14 protein-coding genes are annotated in these 14709 nt (G+C 70.6%); 6 read left to right on the forward strand and 8 right to left on the reverse strand.

Annotation, left to right across the window (positions count from 1 at the left end):
* The first annotated feature begins 62 nt into the window (after window positions 1–62).
* Window positions 63–1220, forward strand: coding sequence for a hypothetical protein (locus ABIA35_RS14255; protein ID WP_370358188.1), 1158 nt, complete (start codon window positions 63–65; stop codon window positions 1218–1220).
* 4 nt (window positions 1221–1224) lie between these two features.
* Here ABIA35_RS14255 and ABIA35_RS14260 read toward each other — a convergent pair whose 3' ends face one another.
* Together ABIA35_RS14260 and ABIA35_RS14265 are read right to left on the reverse strand one after the other, a co-directional pair.
* Window positions 1225–2250, reverse strand: coding sequence for a hypothetical protein (locus tag ABIA35_RS14260; protein ID WP_370358189.1), 1026 nt, complete (start codon window positions 2248–2250; stop codon window positions 1225–1227).
* Window positions 2251–2277: 27 nt separating this feature from the next.
* The gene (locus tag ABIA35_RS14265; RefSeq protein ID WP_370358190.1) at window positions 2278–2781 is read right to left on the reverse strand and encodes a tetratricopeptide repeat protein; all 504 of its coding nucleotides are present in this window, start codon (window positions 2779–2781) and stop codon (window positions 2278–2280) included.
* A gap of 119 nt (window positions 2782–2900) precedes the next feature.
* Between ABIA35_RS14265 and ABIA35_RS14270 the strand changes: the two genes are divergently transcribed.
* A complete protein-coding gene (locus ABIA35_RS14270) occupies window positions 2901–3881 on the forward strand; it encodes a DUF5937 family protein (protein ID WP_370358191.1) in 981 nt (326 codons plus the stop codon).
* Window positions 3882–3893: 12 nt separating this feature from the next.
* Here ABIA35_RS14270 and ABIA35_RS14275 read toward each other — a convergent pair whose 3' ends face one another.
* Window positions 3894–4721, reverse strand: a complete 828-nt coding sequence (locus tag ABIA35_RS14275; protein ID WP_370358192.1) for an alpha/beta hydrolase fold domain-containing protein — start codon at window positions 4719–4721, stop codon at window positions 3894–3896.
* A gap of 65 nt (window positions 4722–4786) precedes the next feature.
* Window positions 4787–5665, reverse strand: a complete 879-nt coding sequence (locus ABIA35_RS14280) for a LysR family transcriptional regulator (RefSeq protein ID WP_370338748.1) — start codon at window positions 5663–5665, stop codon at window positions 4787–4789.
* 73 nt (window positions 5666–5738) lie between these two features.
* Here ABIA35_RS14280 and ABIA35_RS14285 point away from each other — a divergent pair, with 73 nt between their 5' ends.
* Window positions 5739–6680: a nitrilase family protein gene (locus tag ABIA35_RS14285; protein WP_370358315.1), complete on the forward strand. Its 942-nt coding sequence runs from the start codon at window positions 5739–5741 to the stop codon at window positions 6678–6680.
* 184 nt (window positions 6681–6864) lie between these two features.
* On the opposite strand, the gene ABIA35_RS14290 is transcribed toward ABIA35_RS14285, so the two are convergent.
* Both ABIA35_RS14290 and ABIA35_RS14295 read right to left on the reverse strand, forming a co-directional pair.
* Window positions 6865–7359 carry a DUF3145 domain-containing protein gene (locus ABIA35_RS14290; RefSeq protein WP_370339259.1) on the reverse strand — a complete coding sequence of 165 codons (495 nt, stop codon included), beginning with the start codon at window positions 7357–7359 and terminating at the stop codon, window positions 6865–6867.
* 390 nt (window positions 7360–7749) lie between these two features.
* Complete coding sequence (locus ABIA35_RS14295; protein ID WP_370358193.1) at window positions 7750–8406, reverse strand: TetR/AcrR family transcriptional regulator; 657 nt, start codon at window positions 8404–8406, stop codon at window positions 7750–7752.
* 105 nt (window positions 8407–8511) lie between these two features.
* Here ABIA35_RS14295 and ABIA35_RS14300 point away from each other — a divergent pair, with 105 nt between their 5' ends.
* Complete coding sequence (locus tag ABIA35_RS14300; RefSeq protein ID WP_370338742.1) at window positions 8512–10737, forward strand: MMPL family transporter; 2226 nt, start codon at window positions 8512–8514, stop codon at window positions 10735–10737.
* A gap of 272 nt (window positions 10738–11009) precedes the next feature.
* A complete protein-coding gene (locus ABIA35_RS14305; protein ID WP_370358194.1) occupies window positions 11010–12092 on the forward strand; it encodes an SGNH/GDSL hydrolase family protein in 1083 nt (360 codons plus the stop codon).
* Window positions 12093–12207: 115 nt separating this feature from the next.
* Here the strand turns inward: ABIA35_RS14305 and ABIA35_RS14310 are convergent, their stop codons facing one another.
* Window positions 12208–13161, reverse strand: a complete 954-nt coding sequence (locus ABIA35_RS14310; protein ID WP_370358195.1) for a 2-hydroxyacid dehydrogenase — start codon at window positions 13159–13161, stop codon at window positions 12208–12210.
* 44 nt (window positions 13162–13205) lie between these two features.
* Between ABIA35_RS14310 and ABIA35_RS14315 the strand changes: the two genes are divergently transcribed.
* On the forward strand, window positions 13206–13748 hold the full coding sequence (locus ABIA35_RS14315; RefSeq protein ID WP_370338735.1) for a DinB family protein: 543 nt from the start codon (window positions 13206–13208) through the stop codon (window positions 13746–13748).
* Window positions 13749–13782: 34 nt separating this feature from the next.
* Here ABIA35_RS14315 and ABIA35_RS14320 read toward each other — a convergent pair whose 3' ends face one another.
* Window positions 13783–14655 carry an amidohydrolase family protein gene (locus tag ABIA35_RS14320; protein ID WP_370358316.1) on the reverse strand — a complete coding sequence of 291 codons (873 nt, stop codon included), beginning with the start codon at window positions 14653–14655 and terminating at the stop codon, window positions 13783–13785.
* Between the last annotated feature and the right edge of the window lie 54 nt (window positions 14656–14709).

The raw sequence follows: 14709 nt of genomic DNA on the forward strand, positions 1-14709 counted from the left end.
CGGGGGTGCTTGTGGGGGAACAGCCGGACGCCATCACGATCGACTATGCACGCGGGATCCTGATGAGCGCCCGTGGCGAGATCAACGAGAAGACCGTGAACGCCACCCGGATCCTGGCCCAAGCGTTTCCGGACTCCTACACGACGCAGCTGGTCGAAAAGCTCCTCCGCCATTCCTATTTCTTCCGCGACCACCCCGATCTTCAGCTGTCGCTCCTGGAAGAGGCTGTGGACGCCGCCCGCCGGATCAAGGAGACCGAGCCCATGTGGCCGGGATTAGTGATCAACGCGATAAGCCGCCACGCCGCGTGGTTTCAGGAGCAGGGCCGATGGTCCGAGGCCATGGACGTCTTCGCAGAGCTGGAGCGCTATCGCGGCCTGCAGTCCAGGCTTGAGCGGCATCCGGGCTCCCGGATCAACACCAGCCTGGACAACTGGGCCACGGCTCTGGAGGAATCAGGGCTGCGCGCGGAAGCCGTCGAGCTCTGGTATGACGAGTTCGACCACGAACGGACGCTGAGCTATTCGGCAGGCTTGCCCTGGACCGTCGTGGCTCTGACAGACACGCTCGAAGCGCTGGAACGCTTCGACGAGGCGGTGGCAGTCTTCTCCGTGGGCTCCGACCGGTCGAAACCCGAACGGGGCCTGTGCGACCTGGTCCATCTGGCCCGCATCCACCAGGCTGCGGGGAACCGGGACGCCCGCGTCGCCACGCTGGAGGAAGCCGCGTCAGCCCTGGCCGCACTGCCCCGGCACGACAAGAACGGCTGGCCCGAGAAGTTCTACGGCTCCTCTTTCAAGTACTACCTGGTCTGCTCGACCCGAGCCGACGAACCACCCCGCAGTGCCGGTGAGCCTGACTACTCCTACGGCAGCTACTGGTGGTCGCCCGGGCTGCGGGCCCGCTTCCACGGAGAGGCCGAGGTCCTCCTCGCCGAGTCCTCCGTGCTGCCGCACGGTCCGGATCGGGTGATCCGCCACCGCCGCGCGACGGTCAGGCTCGCGTCCGCACTCATGGAGCACCGCACCCACCACCGCCTCGCAGAACCCTTCGACGAAGGTGTGCACCTCGCCGAACAGGCGGTGCGCGGCGGGTCGGAGGCGGCGCCGGAACTGCTGGCCCGCGCCTTGCTGGACCGGGCACAGTACCGGGCGACCTGTCAGGACTTCGCAGGGGCCGCCGCCGACTTCGGGACGGCCCTGGACCTCGTCAAACGGTGAGGCCTCAGCCCACGCAGGGCCCGTCGCACTTCACCGGGAACGTCTTCACGTGCTCCAGCAACGCGTCGAGCTCGCACGTCGCCAGGCAGATCCCCTGATCCCCGCTCCCGTAGTACAAGTGGACCACCCCGTCGATGACGATCGCGCCGGCGGGGAACGTCACCCGGTTCACGATCCCGGTCAGCTCGGTCTCGGTCTGCGGCGTCAGCAGCGGTGCGGGGGTCCGCGCGATCACCTTCCACGGCTCCTCCAGATCGAGCAGCGCGGCGCTGATCTGCCACTCCGGCTCCTCCTCGCTGTCGGAGTTGCAGTAGAAGAACAGCCAGCCGTCCTCGGTGCGGATCGGCGGGGCGCCGAGTTCCGGGCCCCGGCGGACGCGCTTCTTCACCAGCTCGGCGCGGTCGCCGGGGATCAGGACCGCGGAGGTGTCGTAGGCGGCGACCGCGGCGGCGATGTGGCCCGGCGGCGGGTTCTTGACCGCGGCCAGGTCGTCGAAGGCGGCGTGCAGGATCGCCGCGCCGGGAGTGTCGGAGCACCAGGTGAAGAACCAGATGTACGTGCCCCCGATCGGTTCGGGGAGCAAGGTCGCGGCCTTCGACGGCGCGCCCTGCGGGCCGACGACGCCGTGCTTGGTGACGGTCTCGGCCCGCAGGTCGGGCGTGGTCGCCAGAGCGATACGGACCTTGATGTCCGGCGGCGTGCCCTCGACGGCCGTGTAGTAGATGTAGTACTCGCCGTCGAGGAACACCACGCGCGGGTCCTCGCAGCCCAGGCCCTGCTCATACGGCTGGTCCGGGGCGATCAGCGGCTCGGGGCGGCGTACGAAGGTCACACCGTCGGTGCTGTCGGCGATGCCGATCGAGGAGACGTACTCCCCCGCCGTACTGAAGCTCACGCCGTTGGTGGCGCGGTACAGCATGTGGATGACACCGTCCGCGCCTCGGACGACCGTGCCGTTGAGCACCGAGCCGGCCTCCCAGGGCTGGTCCGGGTTGCGGCGCAGGATCGGGTTGGCAGGATGACGCTTCATCAACATGCAGTCATCCTGCCGCAGAACCTAGCCCTCAAGCAGGACCCTGCCATAGTTCGCCATCGACCGGTTGTAGCGCGGCAGGTGCTTGGCCAGTGCCACGAGCACCAGGGAAAGCCCCTCACGGTCGCGGCCGAGCGTGGACAGGCACAGCGCGATCGTGCAGTCCAGCGCATCGGACAGGTGGTCCTCGCCGCCGGTCTCCTTCTCCTTGAGCAGCGTCGCCAGCGCGTCCTCGACCCGCCCGATGTTCCGCAGCGAGCTCGACATCTGGATGATGGCCCGCCGCCGGTTCTCCCCGGTCAGGCCGCCGATTTCCAGCGCCTCGGCATACATCGGCACGGCGAGGTCCGAGTGCCCCCAGCTGTCGCGCGCGCAACCGCGATGGAAGATCGCGTCGGCATCGCCCTCAGGGAGCTCGGCGGCCAGCGCGTCGACCTCCGCGATGAACTTCTCCTCGTCGTAGTCGTCGATCGCGGCGAACAGAGCGGCCACACGGCGGTTGACGTCGGCCTTCAGGTCGGCGGTCATAGGAATTCCCCTCCTGGTGAAAACGATCTGCCTGGCGAGGAAGATCTTGCCGAGGCGCTACGATCATCGGAAGTCTTTCGGCCACCGCCGAAACACCTGCCCCTCCCAGGAAGGCCCCGATGGTCATCAGCCTCGGCTTCGGCCCGGCCGACCTGGCCCGCTGCCGGTTCGCGATCTCGCCGGCCTTCGAGACGCTGTCCGCGATCCGCGACGCGACCGGCTCCCAGGGCCCCGGCGCGCACGCCCGCTGGCTGGACAGTGTCCGCCCGGCGCTGCCCGGGCTGGGCCTGGAGCCGATCGTCCTGCTCCAGCCCCGCCGCGGCTACACCCCCGACTTCCTCGCGCCCCCGCCGACCGCCCCGGTCGGCGACTTCGACGCCGAGCTGACCCGGATCGCCGCCACCCCCGCGCCGGTCGTGCGCCGCGAGATCGAGCTCGCGCTGCGCTACACCCCCGGCGGCCGCGACACCCCGACCGGCCGGCTGCTGCTCGGCGACCCCGCCGAGGTCCTCAGCCTGCTGACGCAGCTGATCCGCGGCGCCTGGGAGACGCTGGTCGCGCCGCACTGGCCGCGGATCAGGACCCTGCTGGAGGCCGACGTCGCCCACCAGTCCCGGCGGCTGGCCGCCGGCGGCCTGGACGCCCTGTTCTCCGACCTGCACCCGACCGTCCACTGGACCGGCGACACCCTGATCCGCGACCCGGGCGGCGACGAGCACCACGACCTCGACGGCCGCGGGCTGATCCTGATGCCGAGCGCGTTCAAGTGGGACGAGGTCATCGTCATCACCGACGCCCCCTGGCAGCCGACCCTCGTCTACCCGGCACGCGGCCTGGGCAACGCCTTCGAGGCCCGGCGCGGCACCCCGGCGGCGGCCCTGACCAAGCTCGTCGGCCGCACCCGCGCGCACCTGCTCACCGGCTTGGAGGAGCCGGCCTCCACCAGCCGCCTGGCGCACCGGCACGCGCTCGCGCTCGGCACCGTCTCGGAGCACCTGTCGGTGCTGCGCGAGGCCGGCATGGTCGTCGGCGAGCGGCAGCGGCACGAGATCCGATACCGGCGGACCGACTTGGGCGACCGGGTGGTGCGGGGGCACTAAGGGCGTGCCGACCTACGAGGCGTCCAGGACCTCGTCGCGGAAGTCCAAGACCTGGTCCACCAGGGCGCCGACGTCGCTCGCGCCCTCCATGACATGCCCCGCGCCCTCCACGGGCACGAGGTCCGCGCGGACACCGGCCGAGCGCAGCGCGGCCGCGAGATTCTCGCTCTCGGTATACGGGACGAGCGCGTCCGCCGCGCCGTGCATGATGAGGAAGGGCGGGGCGTCCGCGTGGACCTGGCGCGTCGGGCTGGCCGCGCGGGCGCGGTCCCAGACTCCCGGCACTCCGCCGTCGAGCAGCGCGTAGATCGGGTTGCCGGGAATGTCCGCGCCCTGGGCTCCCGTGACGAAGTCAGCCGGGCCGTACCAGTCGACGACCCCGTGGATCGGCGCTCCGGACTCTTTGTCGAGCGCCGCGAGCGCGGCCAGCGTCGCGCCGGCCGACTCGCCCCACAGCGCGAAGCGCCGGGCATCCAGGCCTAGTTCTTCGGCAGCCTCGGACAATACGCACACCGCGCTCTCAACATCCTCCAGCTGCGCCGGGAACACCGCCTCCGACGAGAGCCGGTAGTCGAGGTCTGCCACGGCGTACCCCCGCGAGAGCAGCCGCTGGTAGAACCCGGGCGACTCCAGCTCTTCCAAGGGCCCCGGCAGATCCACCCGCGAGCCGGCCCCGAAGGCGCCGCCGTGCAGGAACGCTATGAGGGGCTTGCGACCCTCGCCCGGCGGCACGCGCAGGTCCGCGTGCAGCGGCCGGAAGCCCTGGATCCGCGAGACGGTGAGGTTGCGGTAGTGGGCGACGCCGTCCGCGTCGACGAACGGTGCACGGATTCTTTCCATCAGGGCCCCCTCGCTGGATCTTTGCGTGAGACTACAGTTTTCTTGCGAAGACATCACGACAAATTTCACCAGCCCCCGGCCGCCAGCTCCCGTGTCACCCCCAGGAACGCCGCCAGCGCCGGAGCCGCCTCGCCGCCGCCCCACACCAGCCCGATGCCCCAGCGCGCCGCCTCGTGCTCGATCGGCACCCAGCGGATCCGCTCCGCGGCCACCACCACCGGCGCCCGGGCCGACACCAGGGCGACTCCGACGCCCGCCGCGACCAGCGCCATCACCGTCTGCAGGTCGTTCGCCCGCTGCAACACCCGGGGCTTGATCCCCTCGGCGGCCAGGTAGCGCTGGACCTGGTCGACGAAGCCCGGCCCCTTGGTCTGCGCCAGCGCGACCATGCCGTGCCGCTTGATCAGCTCCCGCACTCCCGGCCCGGTGTCGGCGTTGCCCGGGACGGCCAGCATCAGCCGGTCGGCACCGAGTTCGAGCACGGAGAAGGCCGGGTCGACCGGCAGGCGCACGAACCCGGCGTCGAGCTGCCCGCGCCGCAGCCGCTCCAGCTGGATCGCCGTGGCCATGTCGTCCAGGGTCACGCCGACATCCGGGTGCCGGCGCCGGAACTCGGCCACGGCCCGGGGCGCGATGTCGATCGTCGACAGGCCGAAGCCCAGCGCCAGGCGTCCGGCGCCGCCCGAGGTCAGGCGCCTGGCCCGCAGCGCGAAGGCGTCCAGGCGCTCCACCGCGTCGCGCGCGTCGGGCAGCAGGGTCCGGCCCAGCGGCGTGAGCTGGGCGCCGAGGCGTCCGCGCCGGAACAGCGTGCCGCCGATCCGCGCCTCCAGGGCCTGGATCTGCTTGGTCAGCGCCGGCTGCGTCACGGCCAGGGCCCGGGCCGCCGCACCGAACGTGCCGTGCTCGGCGACCGCGACGAATGCCCGCACCAACCGGTCTTCCATTCCCTCAGATTATCGAAAGCCCCGCGACATTCATTGGACTCATCGAACCGACGACGCTTGCATGGAGCGCATGATGCTTCGCGCCGCCACCGTCCAGTTCGAGCCGCGTCCCGGCGCCAAGGAGTACAACCTGGCCCGGGTCGAGCACTTCGCCCGAGCCGCCGCGGCCGACGGCGTGCAGCTCGTCGTGTTCCCGGAGATGTGCCTGCTGGGCTACTGGCACCTGACCAAGCGCGACGCCGCCTACCTGCACGAGGCCGCCGAGCCCGACGACGGGCCGGCGGTCGCCCGGATCAGCGCCCTGGCCGCCGAGTTGGGCCTGGGGATCGGCTTCGGGCTGCTCACCGAGCGCGACGGCTGGCTGTTCAACGCCTACGCCGTCTGCCTGCCGGACGGCACCGTGCACATCCATCGCAAGCTGCACGCCTTCGAGCACGAGGCGATCTCCTCCGGCGGGCGCTACACGGTGTTCGACACGCCGTGGGACGTCCGGGTCGGGGTCCTGATCTGCTACGACAACAACCTGGTCGAGAACGTCCGCGCCACCGCGCTCCTCGGCGCGCAGATCCTGCTGGCCCCGCACCAGACCGGCGGCACGAACTCGGTGAGCCCACACGGGATGAAGCCCATCCCGCTGAGCGTCTGGGACAACCGGCACACCGATCCGGCGGCCGTCGAGGAGGCCTTCCGCGGCCCGAACGGCCGGGAGTGGCTGCTGCGCTGGCTGCCGTCGCGGGCCCACGACAACGGGCTGTTCGTGCTCTTCAGCAACGGCGTGGGCCGGGACGACGACGAGGTCCGCACCGGCAACGCGATGATCATCGACCCCTACGGCCGGATCCTGGCCGAGTCCCGGGCCGCCGCCGACGCCATGGTCACCGCCGACCTGGACCTGGATCTGGTCCCGGACGCGACCGGCCGGCGCTGGCTGCGGGCCCGGCGGCCGGAGCTGTACCGGCCGCTGACGGCGGAGTACGGGAACGAGGTCGACGCGCGGACGGCGCGGTTCAGCTGACCGCACCGCACCTCTGCCGCGCTTCTGCCGTGTCTCCGCCGCCGCCGCGCCTGTCGCCATGCGGACGATCACGTGATCCGATCACACGATCCGATGATCAGTCGTCCGCGAAATCCGTCAGCGAAGACCACTCGTGTGGGTGAACGCCGGCGCGATCAAGCCGCCGGCACGGATCCGCCGGGCATCACCCGACCTGATGCAACCACCGCACCGGCGCCCCCTCGCCCGCGTACCGGAACGGCTCCAACTCGTCGTCCCAGGGCTTGCCGAGCAACGCCTCGACCTCACGCTCCAGCGTGGACTCGCCCCGGTGCGCCCGGGCCAGCGCGGCCCGCAGCCGGTCCTCGGCGATGACGATGTCGCCGTGCTGCCCGGTGGCGGCCCGGTAGACGCCGAGCGTGGGCGTGGAGCAGTAGCGCTCGCCCTCGACCCCGTCGGAGCGGTCCTCGGTGGCCTCGAAACGCAGCTGCTGCCAGCCCCGCAGCTGCGAGGTGATGTGCGCCGCCGTCCCGGCCTGACCGCGCCAGGACAGCTCGGCCCGCCACGTGTGCGGTTCGGCCGGCTGGTGCGTCCAGTCCAGGCTGACGCGCACGCCTAGTACGCTCGCCACCGCCCACTCGATGTGGGGACAGAGCGCGCGTGGAGCGGAGTGGATGTAGAGGACTCCGCTTGTTGTCACTGTCTTGTCTGCCGACTGTGCCGTCATCGGGACCTCCTGGCTGTGCTGCGGCGAGGTTCGCCTTCCCCAGCGGCCTTGCCCGCACCACGACCCGTGGAGCCCCATGTCAGCGGCCTTTATTGTGCCGCACGCTCCGGGCGCGGCACCAGTTGTCTTAGTGCTCTTGCACTCTAGGCGCACGGACAACCTTCGCACAGGCCGCCAACCGGGTGAACCGAAGATCCGGACATACTCTGCGAACCCGCAGATACGGTCTCTGATATGGGCCGATGGTCCGATTGTCAGGCGGCGGTTCGGGGTTTCCCCTGTGGCGCCGGCCACTGGATCAACAGCGGCTGAATCGACGGCCACTGAATCAACGGCCGCTGAATCGCCGCGCGAGCCCGACCGCTACTCCCCCGCCGTCAGCCCTCGTATGACGACGTCCAGCGTCCGCTCCCGCACGAACTCCTGGTCCGCCTCCGACAGGTGCCGCTCCAGCGGGCCGCCGACCAGCAGCAGCGCGAGGCCGTGCACCACCGACCAGGCCGCGATGTCCGCGCCGGGGCGCCGGTCAGCGGGCATCCGCCCGGTCGCGACCACCTGGTCCAGCATCCGGCCCAGGGCCAGGAAGGCCTCGGTCTGGTCGAACGGCTCGCCCTCGTACTCCGGGTGCTCCCCGCCGGGCACCGTGGTGCGACAGAAAGCGGTCATGAACAGCCCGGCCTGGTCGATCGCGAAGTCGATGTAGGCGTTCGCCGAGGCACGCAGCCGGGCCACCGCGACGTCGCCGGGGTCGCCGTCGTCCGGCACCGCACACGTCGCGGCCTCCAGCGCGGCGGCCAGGTCCGCAAGCGCGCTCTTCTTCACCTCGTCGAGCAGCGCCTCGGCATCGGAGAAATGCCGGTAGGCCGCGGTCGCCGAGACGCCGACCCGGCGCGCCACCTCGCGCAGCACCACCGCCTCCGGGCCGCCGGTGCGGGCCAGTTCCACCGCCGAGTCCATCATCGCGTTGCGCAGGTCGCCGTGGTGGTAGCGGGTCCGGGAGGCGGTCTTGGGCGTGCTCACCTGTTCATCGTGCCTCATGTTGACACCGTTAACAATGACCGGCACAGTTGATGTTAACGGCGTCAACTTGAAGGTGACGCCAGACCCGGAGGGGGCTCCACAGCCATGCTCGAAAGAATCGGAAGACTCGCGGTGGGGCGGCCCAAGGCCGTCCTGATCGCCGCCTCATTGCTGCTGGTGGCCATGGTCGCGGTCGGCGTCGGCGCGTTCGGCGTGCTGAAGTCCGGCGGCTTCGACGACACCGGCTCCCAGTCCTGGAAGTCGCAGCAGGCCATCGACAGCCAGTTCGGCGGCCAGGCCAACCTGATCCTGGTGGTCGGCGCCCGCGCCGGCGGCATCGACCAGGGCACCGCCGCCCAGGCCGGCCAGACCCTGACGCAGGAGCTGTCGGCCGACCACGGTGTCAGCAACGTCGTGTCGTACTTCGCCGACCACAGCCCGGCCCTGCGCTCCACCGACGGCCACTCCGCGATGGTCCTGGTCCGCGTCCTCGGCGACGACACCACGATCGGCAAGACCACCGACCGCCTGCTGTCCGGCTACGTCAAGGACAACACCGCCGTGACGATCCAGGCCGGCGGCGAGGCGGCGGTGAACCACAACGTCACCTCCCAGGTCACCAAGGACCTGGCCGCGGCCGAGTCCATCGCCATCCCGCTGACCCTGGTCCTGCTGATCCTGGCCTTCGGCAGCCTGGTCGCGGCCCTGCTGCCGCTGGCGATCGGCCTGGTCGCGATCCTGGGCACGTTCGCCGAACTGGCGATCCTGGGCCGCATCACCGACGTCTCGGTCTTCGCCATCAACCTGACCACCGCCCTGGGCCTGGGCCTGGGCATCGACTACGCGCTCCTGATGGTCGCCCGCTACCGGGAGTTCCTGGCGCAGGGCACGAGCGTCCCCGACGCGGTCCTGGGCACGATGCGCACGGCCGGCCGCACCATCGCCTTCTCGGCGCTGACGGTCGCCGCCGCCCTGGCCGCCCTCCTGGTCTTCCCGTTCTACTTCCTGCGCTCGTTCGCCTACGCCGGCATCGGCGTGGTCGCGATCGCCGCCCTCAGCGCCCTGATCATCATGCCGGCGCTGCTGGCGGCCCTGGGCACCCGCGTCAACGCCGGCCGCGTGCCCTGGCGCCGCAACGCCCAGCAGGGCTCGGCCGCGCCGGCCTGGGGCCGCCTGGCCTCGGCCGTGATGAAGCGGCCGGCCCTGATGGCGCTGCCGGTGGTGGCCGTCCTGGCGTTCCTCGCGGCGCCCCTGTTCGGCGCCTCCTTCGGCACCCCCGACGAGACGGTCCTGCCGACCAGCGCACCGGCCCGCGTCGCCGCCGACACCCTGCACAACGACTTCCAGGGCAACCAGGCGACGGCGGTCCAGGTCGTCACGACCGGGCCGGCCGACACCTCATCGGTCGCCACGTACGCCGCCAAGCTCTCGACGCTGCCGGGCGCCGTGCGCGTCGACAGCAGCGCCGGCTCGTTCGAGCACGGCACGGCCCTGGGCATCGGCCCCTCCGATACCGGCATGGCCACCGCCTCGGCCCAGCGCCTGACGGTCTTCACCGCGGCGGGCGGCCACTCCGCGGCGGCCGAGCAGCTGGTCCGCGACGCCCGCGCGGTCCCCGGCCCGGCCGGCACCTCGACGCTGATCGGCGGCGACACGGCCCGGCTCATCGACTCCGAGCACGGGATCACAGCCCGCCTGCCCTACGCGATCGCCTGGGTGGTGCTGACGACCTTCATCGTGCTGTTCCTGTTCACCGGCAGCGTCACCCAGCCGCTGCGGGCCCTGCTTCTGAACACCCTGGGCCTGTCGGCCTCGATCGGCACGATGGTCTGGATCTTCCAGCAGGGCCACCTGTCCGGCCTGCTCGGCTTCACCCCGCGCCCGATGGACACGGCGATGACGGTCCTGCTGTTCTGCATCGCCTTCGGCCTGTCGATGGACTACGAGGTCTTCCTCACCAGCCGCATCAAGGAACTCCACGCCCAGGGCGCGGACCTGCGCCACTCGGTGAGCGAGGGCCTGGCCCGCACCGGCCGCATCGTCTCCACGGCGGCCGGCCTGCTGGCGGTGAGCTTCTTCGCCTTCGGCACCGCCTCGGTGAGCTTCCTGCAGTTCTTCGGTCTGGGCTGCGGCGTGGCGATCCTGATCGACGCGCTGCTGATCCGCGGCATCCTGGTGCCGGCCGCGATGCGGGTGCTGGGGCGCAGCGCCTGGTGGGCGCCGGGACCTTTGCGGCGGTTCCACAACCGGTTCGGCGTCAGCGAGGGCGCTGGGGACGGCGCCGAGGAGCGATCCCCGGAGTTGGTCGGGTCATCACACGCGGAGGCTTAAGACTTCACGCCAGCGAAAGTGCGTGCCACGGATGCGACTCGGAATCCGTGGCACGCACTTTCGTCAGAGGGCGCATAGTCACGGGTCTATGCATACGAATAACACCCACGAGTGAAACACCTTGGCATACTTGCACGTGAACGGAATATCCGCAGTTCACGACATTACCCTTTCGCCCGTGATCACGTGATCACTCCTCAGGTGAAGGGATGATGTCGATGCTTCGGAAAATGACACTCCGCACAGCCGCCACCGCCGTGGCAGCCGCGTGCGTGGCCGTCCTGACGGTGCATGGCGCCGCGGCACAGCAGAACAAGCCGCTGAAGTGGGCCGCCCTGGGCGACTCCTACATGGCGGACGTCGCGGTCCCGCCGTGGCAGAGCCCGGCCGAGGCGGACGGCTGCGGCCGATCCGGGCGCAACTGGGAACAGCAACTGGCGACCCGCTTGAACACGCAGAGCCCGAACTGGGTGAACCTGACCGATGTCACCTGCGGCTCCGCGACGGTCGACGCCGGCATTCTGGGCAAGCAGACCGCGCTGGTCGGCCCGCCTTACAACGGCGCCCCGGAGGGAGGGTATCCGGCACGCCCGCCGCAGATCGACGTGGTAACCGCCGACACGGACATCGTCACGGTCGGCATCGGAGGCAACGACCTGGGATTCGGCCCGATTCTGACCAAGTGCATGGAGCTGGGAAGCGAGAACCATCGGTGCCAGCCCTACTTCGAAACGGGTGAAGGCAGGCCCCAACTCGACGCAGGGTGGCGGACCCTGCGGACAGGCTTGGCCGCCACCATGGCGGCCATCAAACAGCACGCCCCGAACGCCAAGGTATTCGTCCTGGGCTACCCCGCGGTCGCCGGAGCGCCGATTCAGAGCCAGTGCACACGGGAAATCCTCGGCATCCCCAACTTCTACAAGCTCGGCCCCATGATGAAGGACGACGCCCCTTGGTTCGATGAGATCGAGCAGGCTCTCAACTTCAAGGTCGAGAACGCCGCGGAGACGGCCGGGGCCACCTATGTGGACACCTACACCTCCAGCATCGCTCACGGCGCCTGCCTTCCCTCAAACAGCGCCAACCAGCCGCCGAACCCGGACAAGTGGATGTACGGGATCTTCGACAAGCTGGTCCTGCCCCCCGGCGTCAGCAAGCCGGCGAAGCCGGAGTACCACTGTGCGGGGCGCGACGAGGTCGAGAACTCGCTTCCTGTCGGGGTGCCGTTCATCGCCGGTGAGGCGTGCACGTTCGTCCACCCGAACTATTACGGCGCGCAGAACCAGGCTGAGCAGGCGTATAGGGCCTTTGAAAGCGCAGGGCTGACGCCGACTGGACTCACCGCCGGCAGCTGAGATTCGCGAGTAGGCGCAAGGCCTCCGGTACAGCTCGTCGGCTGTTACGCGACCGAGCAACCAGGGGGCCTTGCCCCGGCCCGCAAACCAGCCTCACCCCGCCTTCACCCCGCCCTCACCCGGCCCGCACCACGTTCTCCAGCTCCTCCCCGGCCGCGAACCGCCGCAGCTGCGTGTCGATCAGCCGCAGCGCCCGGGGCAGGAACGCGGTCGAAGCCCCGCCGACGTGCGGCGTGATCAGCACGTTCGGCGTCTGCCACAGCGGGTGGTCCGCCGGCAGCGGCTCGGGGTCGGTCACGTCCAGCGCCGCGCGCAGCCGTCCCGAGGCGCACTCCGCGATCACCGCCTCGGTGCGCACCACGACGCCGCGCGCCACGTTGACCAGCAGCGCGCAGTCCTTCATCCGCGCCAGGAAGCGCGCGTCGATCATGCCGCGGGTCTCGTCGGTGGCCGGGACCATCGCGATCACCACGTCGGCCTGCGGGAGCAGCGTGTCGATCTCCGAGAACGCGTGCACGCCCTCGCGGGCGGTGCGGGCCACGCGCAGGACCTCGACCTCGAAGCCGGCCAGGCGGCGTTCGATGGCGGAGCCGATCGAGCCGTAGCCGAGGATCAGGACCGTCTTGTCGGCCAGGGCCTCGTCGACCGCGTTCGGGTCGGTCTTGTAGGTCGGCGCCCAGTCGCCCTGCTCGGCCTGGCGCACATAACGCGGGATGCCACGCAGCGCCGACAGGGTCAGCGTCAGCGCCAGCTCCGCCGTCGAGGCGTCGTGCAGGCCGCGGGCGTTGCACAGCGTCACGCCGTCGGGGACGTACGGCAGCACGTTCTCGTACCCGGCCGTCAGCGTCTGCGCCACCTTCAGCTTCGGCATCCGCGCCATGAACTCGGGGTGCGCGTTGACGAACATGTACGGCAGCACGAAGAACTCAACCTCGTCGATCGAGTCCGGGACACCGCCGGGCTCGTCGACGCCCGTGCCGGTGAACACGTCGGCCGCCAACCCGTCGGGGACCTCCTTCGCCGACTGTCCGAAGGGGACCCACACCTGGCGCGAGTTTGTCTGCGGCATGGAACGCACTCTACCGACCGCCCCGGCGCCGCTAGGGTGACGCCATGACCATCACACCGGACACCAAGAACTGGACGTGGGTGCTCCAGCGCCCCTGCCCGGAGTGCGGCTTCGCGGCCGGCACCATCGCCCGCGAGGAAGTCCCGGCCCTGCTGCGCGCCAACGCCGAGGCCTGGCGCGGCTACTTCGCCGAGACCGGCGCCGAGGCCGTGCGCACGCGTCCGGAGCCGGCCAAGTGGTCGCCGCTGGAGTACGCCTGCCACGTCCGCGACTGCAACAAGATCTACCTGCTCCGCGTCGAGCTCATGCTGAACGAGGACGACCCCGAGTACCCGAACTGGGACCAGGACACGACGGCGGTGGAGGACGAGTACCACGCGCAGGACCCCGACAAGGTCTTCGCCGAGCTCGCCGACACCGCCGAGACGGTCGCCGCCCGCTTCGAGGCGGTGTCCGCCGACCAGTGGGAGCGCACCGGCCACCGCGGCGACGGCTCCGACTTCACGATCGAGTCGCTGGCCCGCTACTTCGTCCACGACCCGATCCACCACTTCTGGGACGTGACCGGCCGCCGCCACGAGGGCTGAGACCCCTCACAACCCGCACACCGGCTGAGACCCCTCACACCCCGAAGATCCGCGCCGCGTTCCCGTGGCACACGGCGCGGAGCCAGCCCTCGCCGAAATCGAGGCGGGACAAGGCTTCCAGCGCGCCTGTGTAGCTGTAGGGGATGTTCGGGAAGTCGCTGCCGAACAGGATCCGCTGTTCGAACTCCGCGATGCGCTTGTGCTCCCGGTCCGGCAGCTCGACGTGCCCGAAGAAGTCGGTGAAGGCCATCGTGGTGTCGAACAGGACGCCGTCGTACCGCTCCGCCAGGTCGAGGAAGCCGACATACTCGGGCAGCCCGAAGTGCGCGACGACCAGCCGCAGCGCCGGGTGGCGGGCCAGCACCCGCGCCATCGGCTCCGGACCGGTGTACCGGGTCGCGACCGGCCCCGAGCCGCAGTGGACGATCACCGGGATCCCCGCCTCGGCCAGCGCTCCCCACACCGGGACCAGCAGCGGGTCGGCGGGGTCGTAGCCGCCGACCTGGACGTGCGCCTTGAACACCCGGGCCCCGGCCTCGATCGCCGCCGGGACGTAGCCAGCCGCCTCGGGCTCGGGGAAGAAGGTCGCGCTGTGCAGACAGTCCGGGGTGCGCGCCGCGAAGTCCGCGGTCCAGGCGTTCAGGCTCTCGGCCATGCCCGGCTTGTGCGGGTAGGCCAGGGACGTGAAGGCCAGCACCCCGAATCCGCGCAGGATCTCCAGCCGGCGCCGCTCGTCCTGCCGGTAGCGGATCGGCCATTCGCGGCCGATCAGCGGACCGGCGGCGTCGAAGTAGGCCTGGATCCGCTCCAGGAGGCGGTGCGGCATGAAGTGGGTGTGGACGTCGATCAGGCCGGGCAGGCCCAGGCCCTGCCAGAAGCGCCGGACGTCAGCGGACTCCGCCGCCAGGTCGGCATCTGAAACACGATCGGCACCCGACTCAAGATCGGCGCCTGATTCAAG

This window comes from Catenulispora sp. MAP12-49, from assembly GCF_041262705.1.
Classification (GTDB): domain Bacteria; phylum Actinomycetota; class Actinomycetes; order Streptomycetales; family Catenulisporaceae; genus Catenulispora.

What these genes read in the sequence shown, in the direction of transcription:
- ABIA35_RS14260 (WP_370358189.1), bottom strand. Translation starts at nt 2,250, where the DNA reads ATGAAGCGTCATCCTGCCAACCCGATCCTGCGCCGCAACCCGGACCAG.
- ABIA35_RS14270 (WP_370358191.1), top strand. Translation starts at nt 2,901, where the DNA reads ATGGTCATCAGCCTCGGCTTCGGCCCGGCCGACCTGGCCCGCTGCCGG.
- ABIA35_RS14255 (WP_370358188.1), top strand. Translation starts at nt 63, where the DNA reads ATGAGCGCCCGTGGCGAGATCAACGAGAAGACCGTGAACGCCACCCGG.
- ABIA35_RS14265 (WP_370358190.1), bottom strand. Translation starts at nt 2,781, where the DNA reads ATGACCGCCGACCTGAAGGCCGACGTCAACCGCCGTGTGGCCGCTCTG.
- ABIA35_RS14315 (WP_370338735.1), top strand. Translation starts at nt 13,206, where the DNA reads ATGACCATCACACCGGACACCAAGAACTGGACGTGGGTGCTCCAGCGC.
- ABIA35_RS14310 (WP_370358195.1), bottom strand. Translation starts at nt 13,161, where the DNA reads ATGCCGCAGACAAACTCGCGCCAGGTGTGGGTCCCCTTCGGACAGTCG.
- ABIA35_RS14275 (WP_370358192.1), bottom strand. Translation starts at nt 4,721, where the DNA reads ATGGAAAGAATCCGTGCACCGTTCGTCGACGCGGACGGCGTCGCCCAC.
- ABIA35_RS14300 (WP_370338742.1), top strand. Translation starts at nt 8,512, where the DNA reads ATGCTCGAAAGAATCGGAAGACTCGCGGTGGGGCGGCCCAAGGCCGTC.
- ABIA35_RS14280 (WP_370338748.1), bottom strand. Translation starts at nt 5,665, where the DNA reads ATGGAAGACCGGTTGGTGCGGGCATTCGTCGCGGTCGCCGAGCACGGC.
- ABIA35_RS14285 (WP_370358315.1), top strand. Translation starts at nt 5,739, where the DNA reads ATGCTTCGCGCCGCCACCGTCCAGTTCGAGCCGCGTCCCGGCGCCAAG.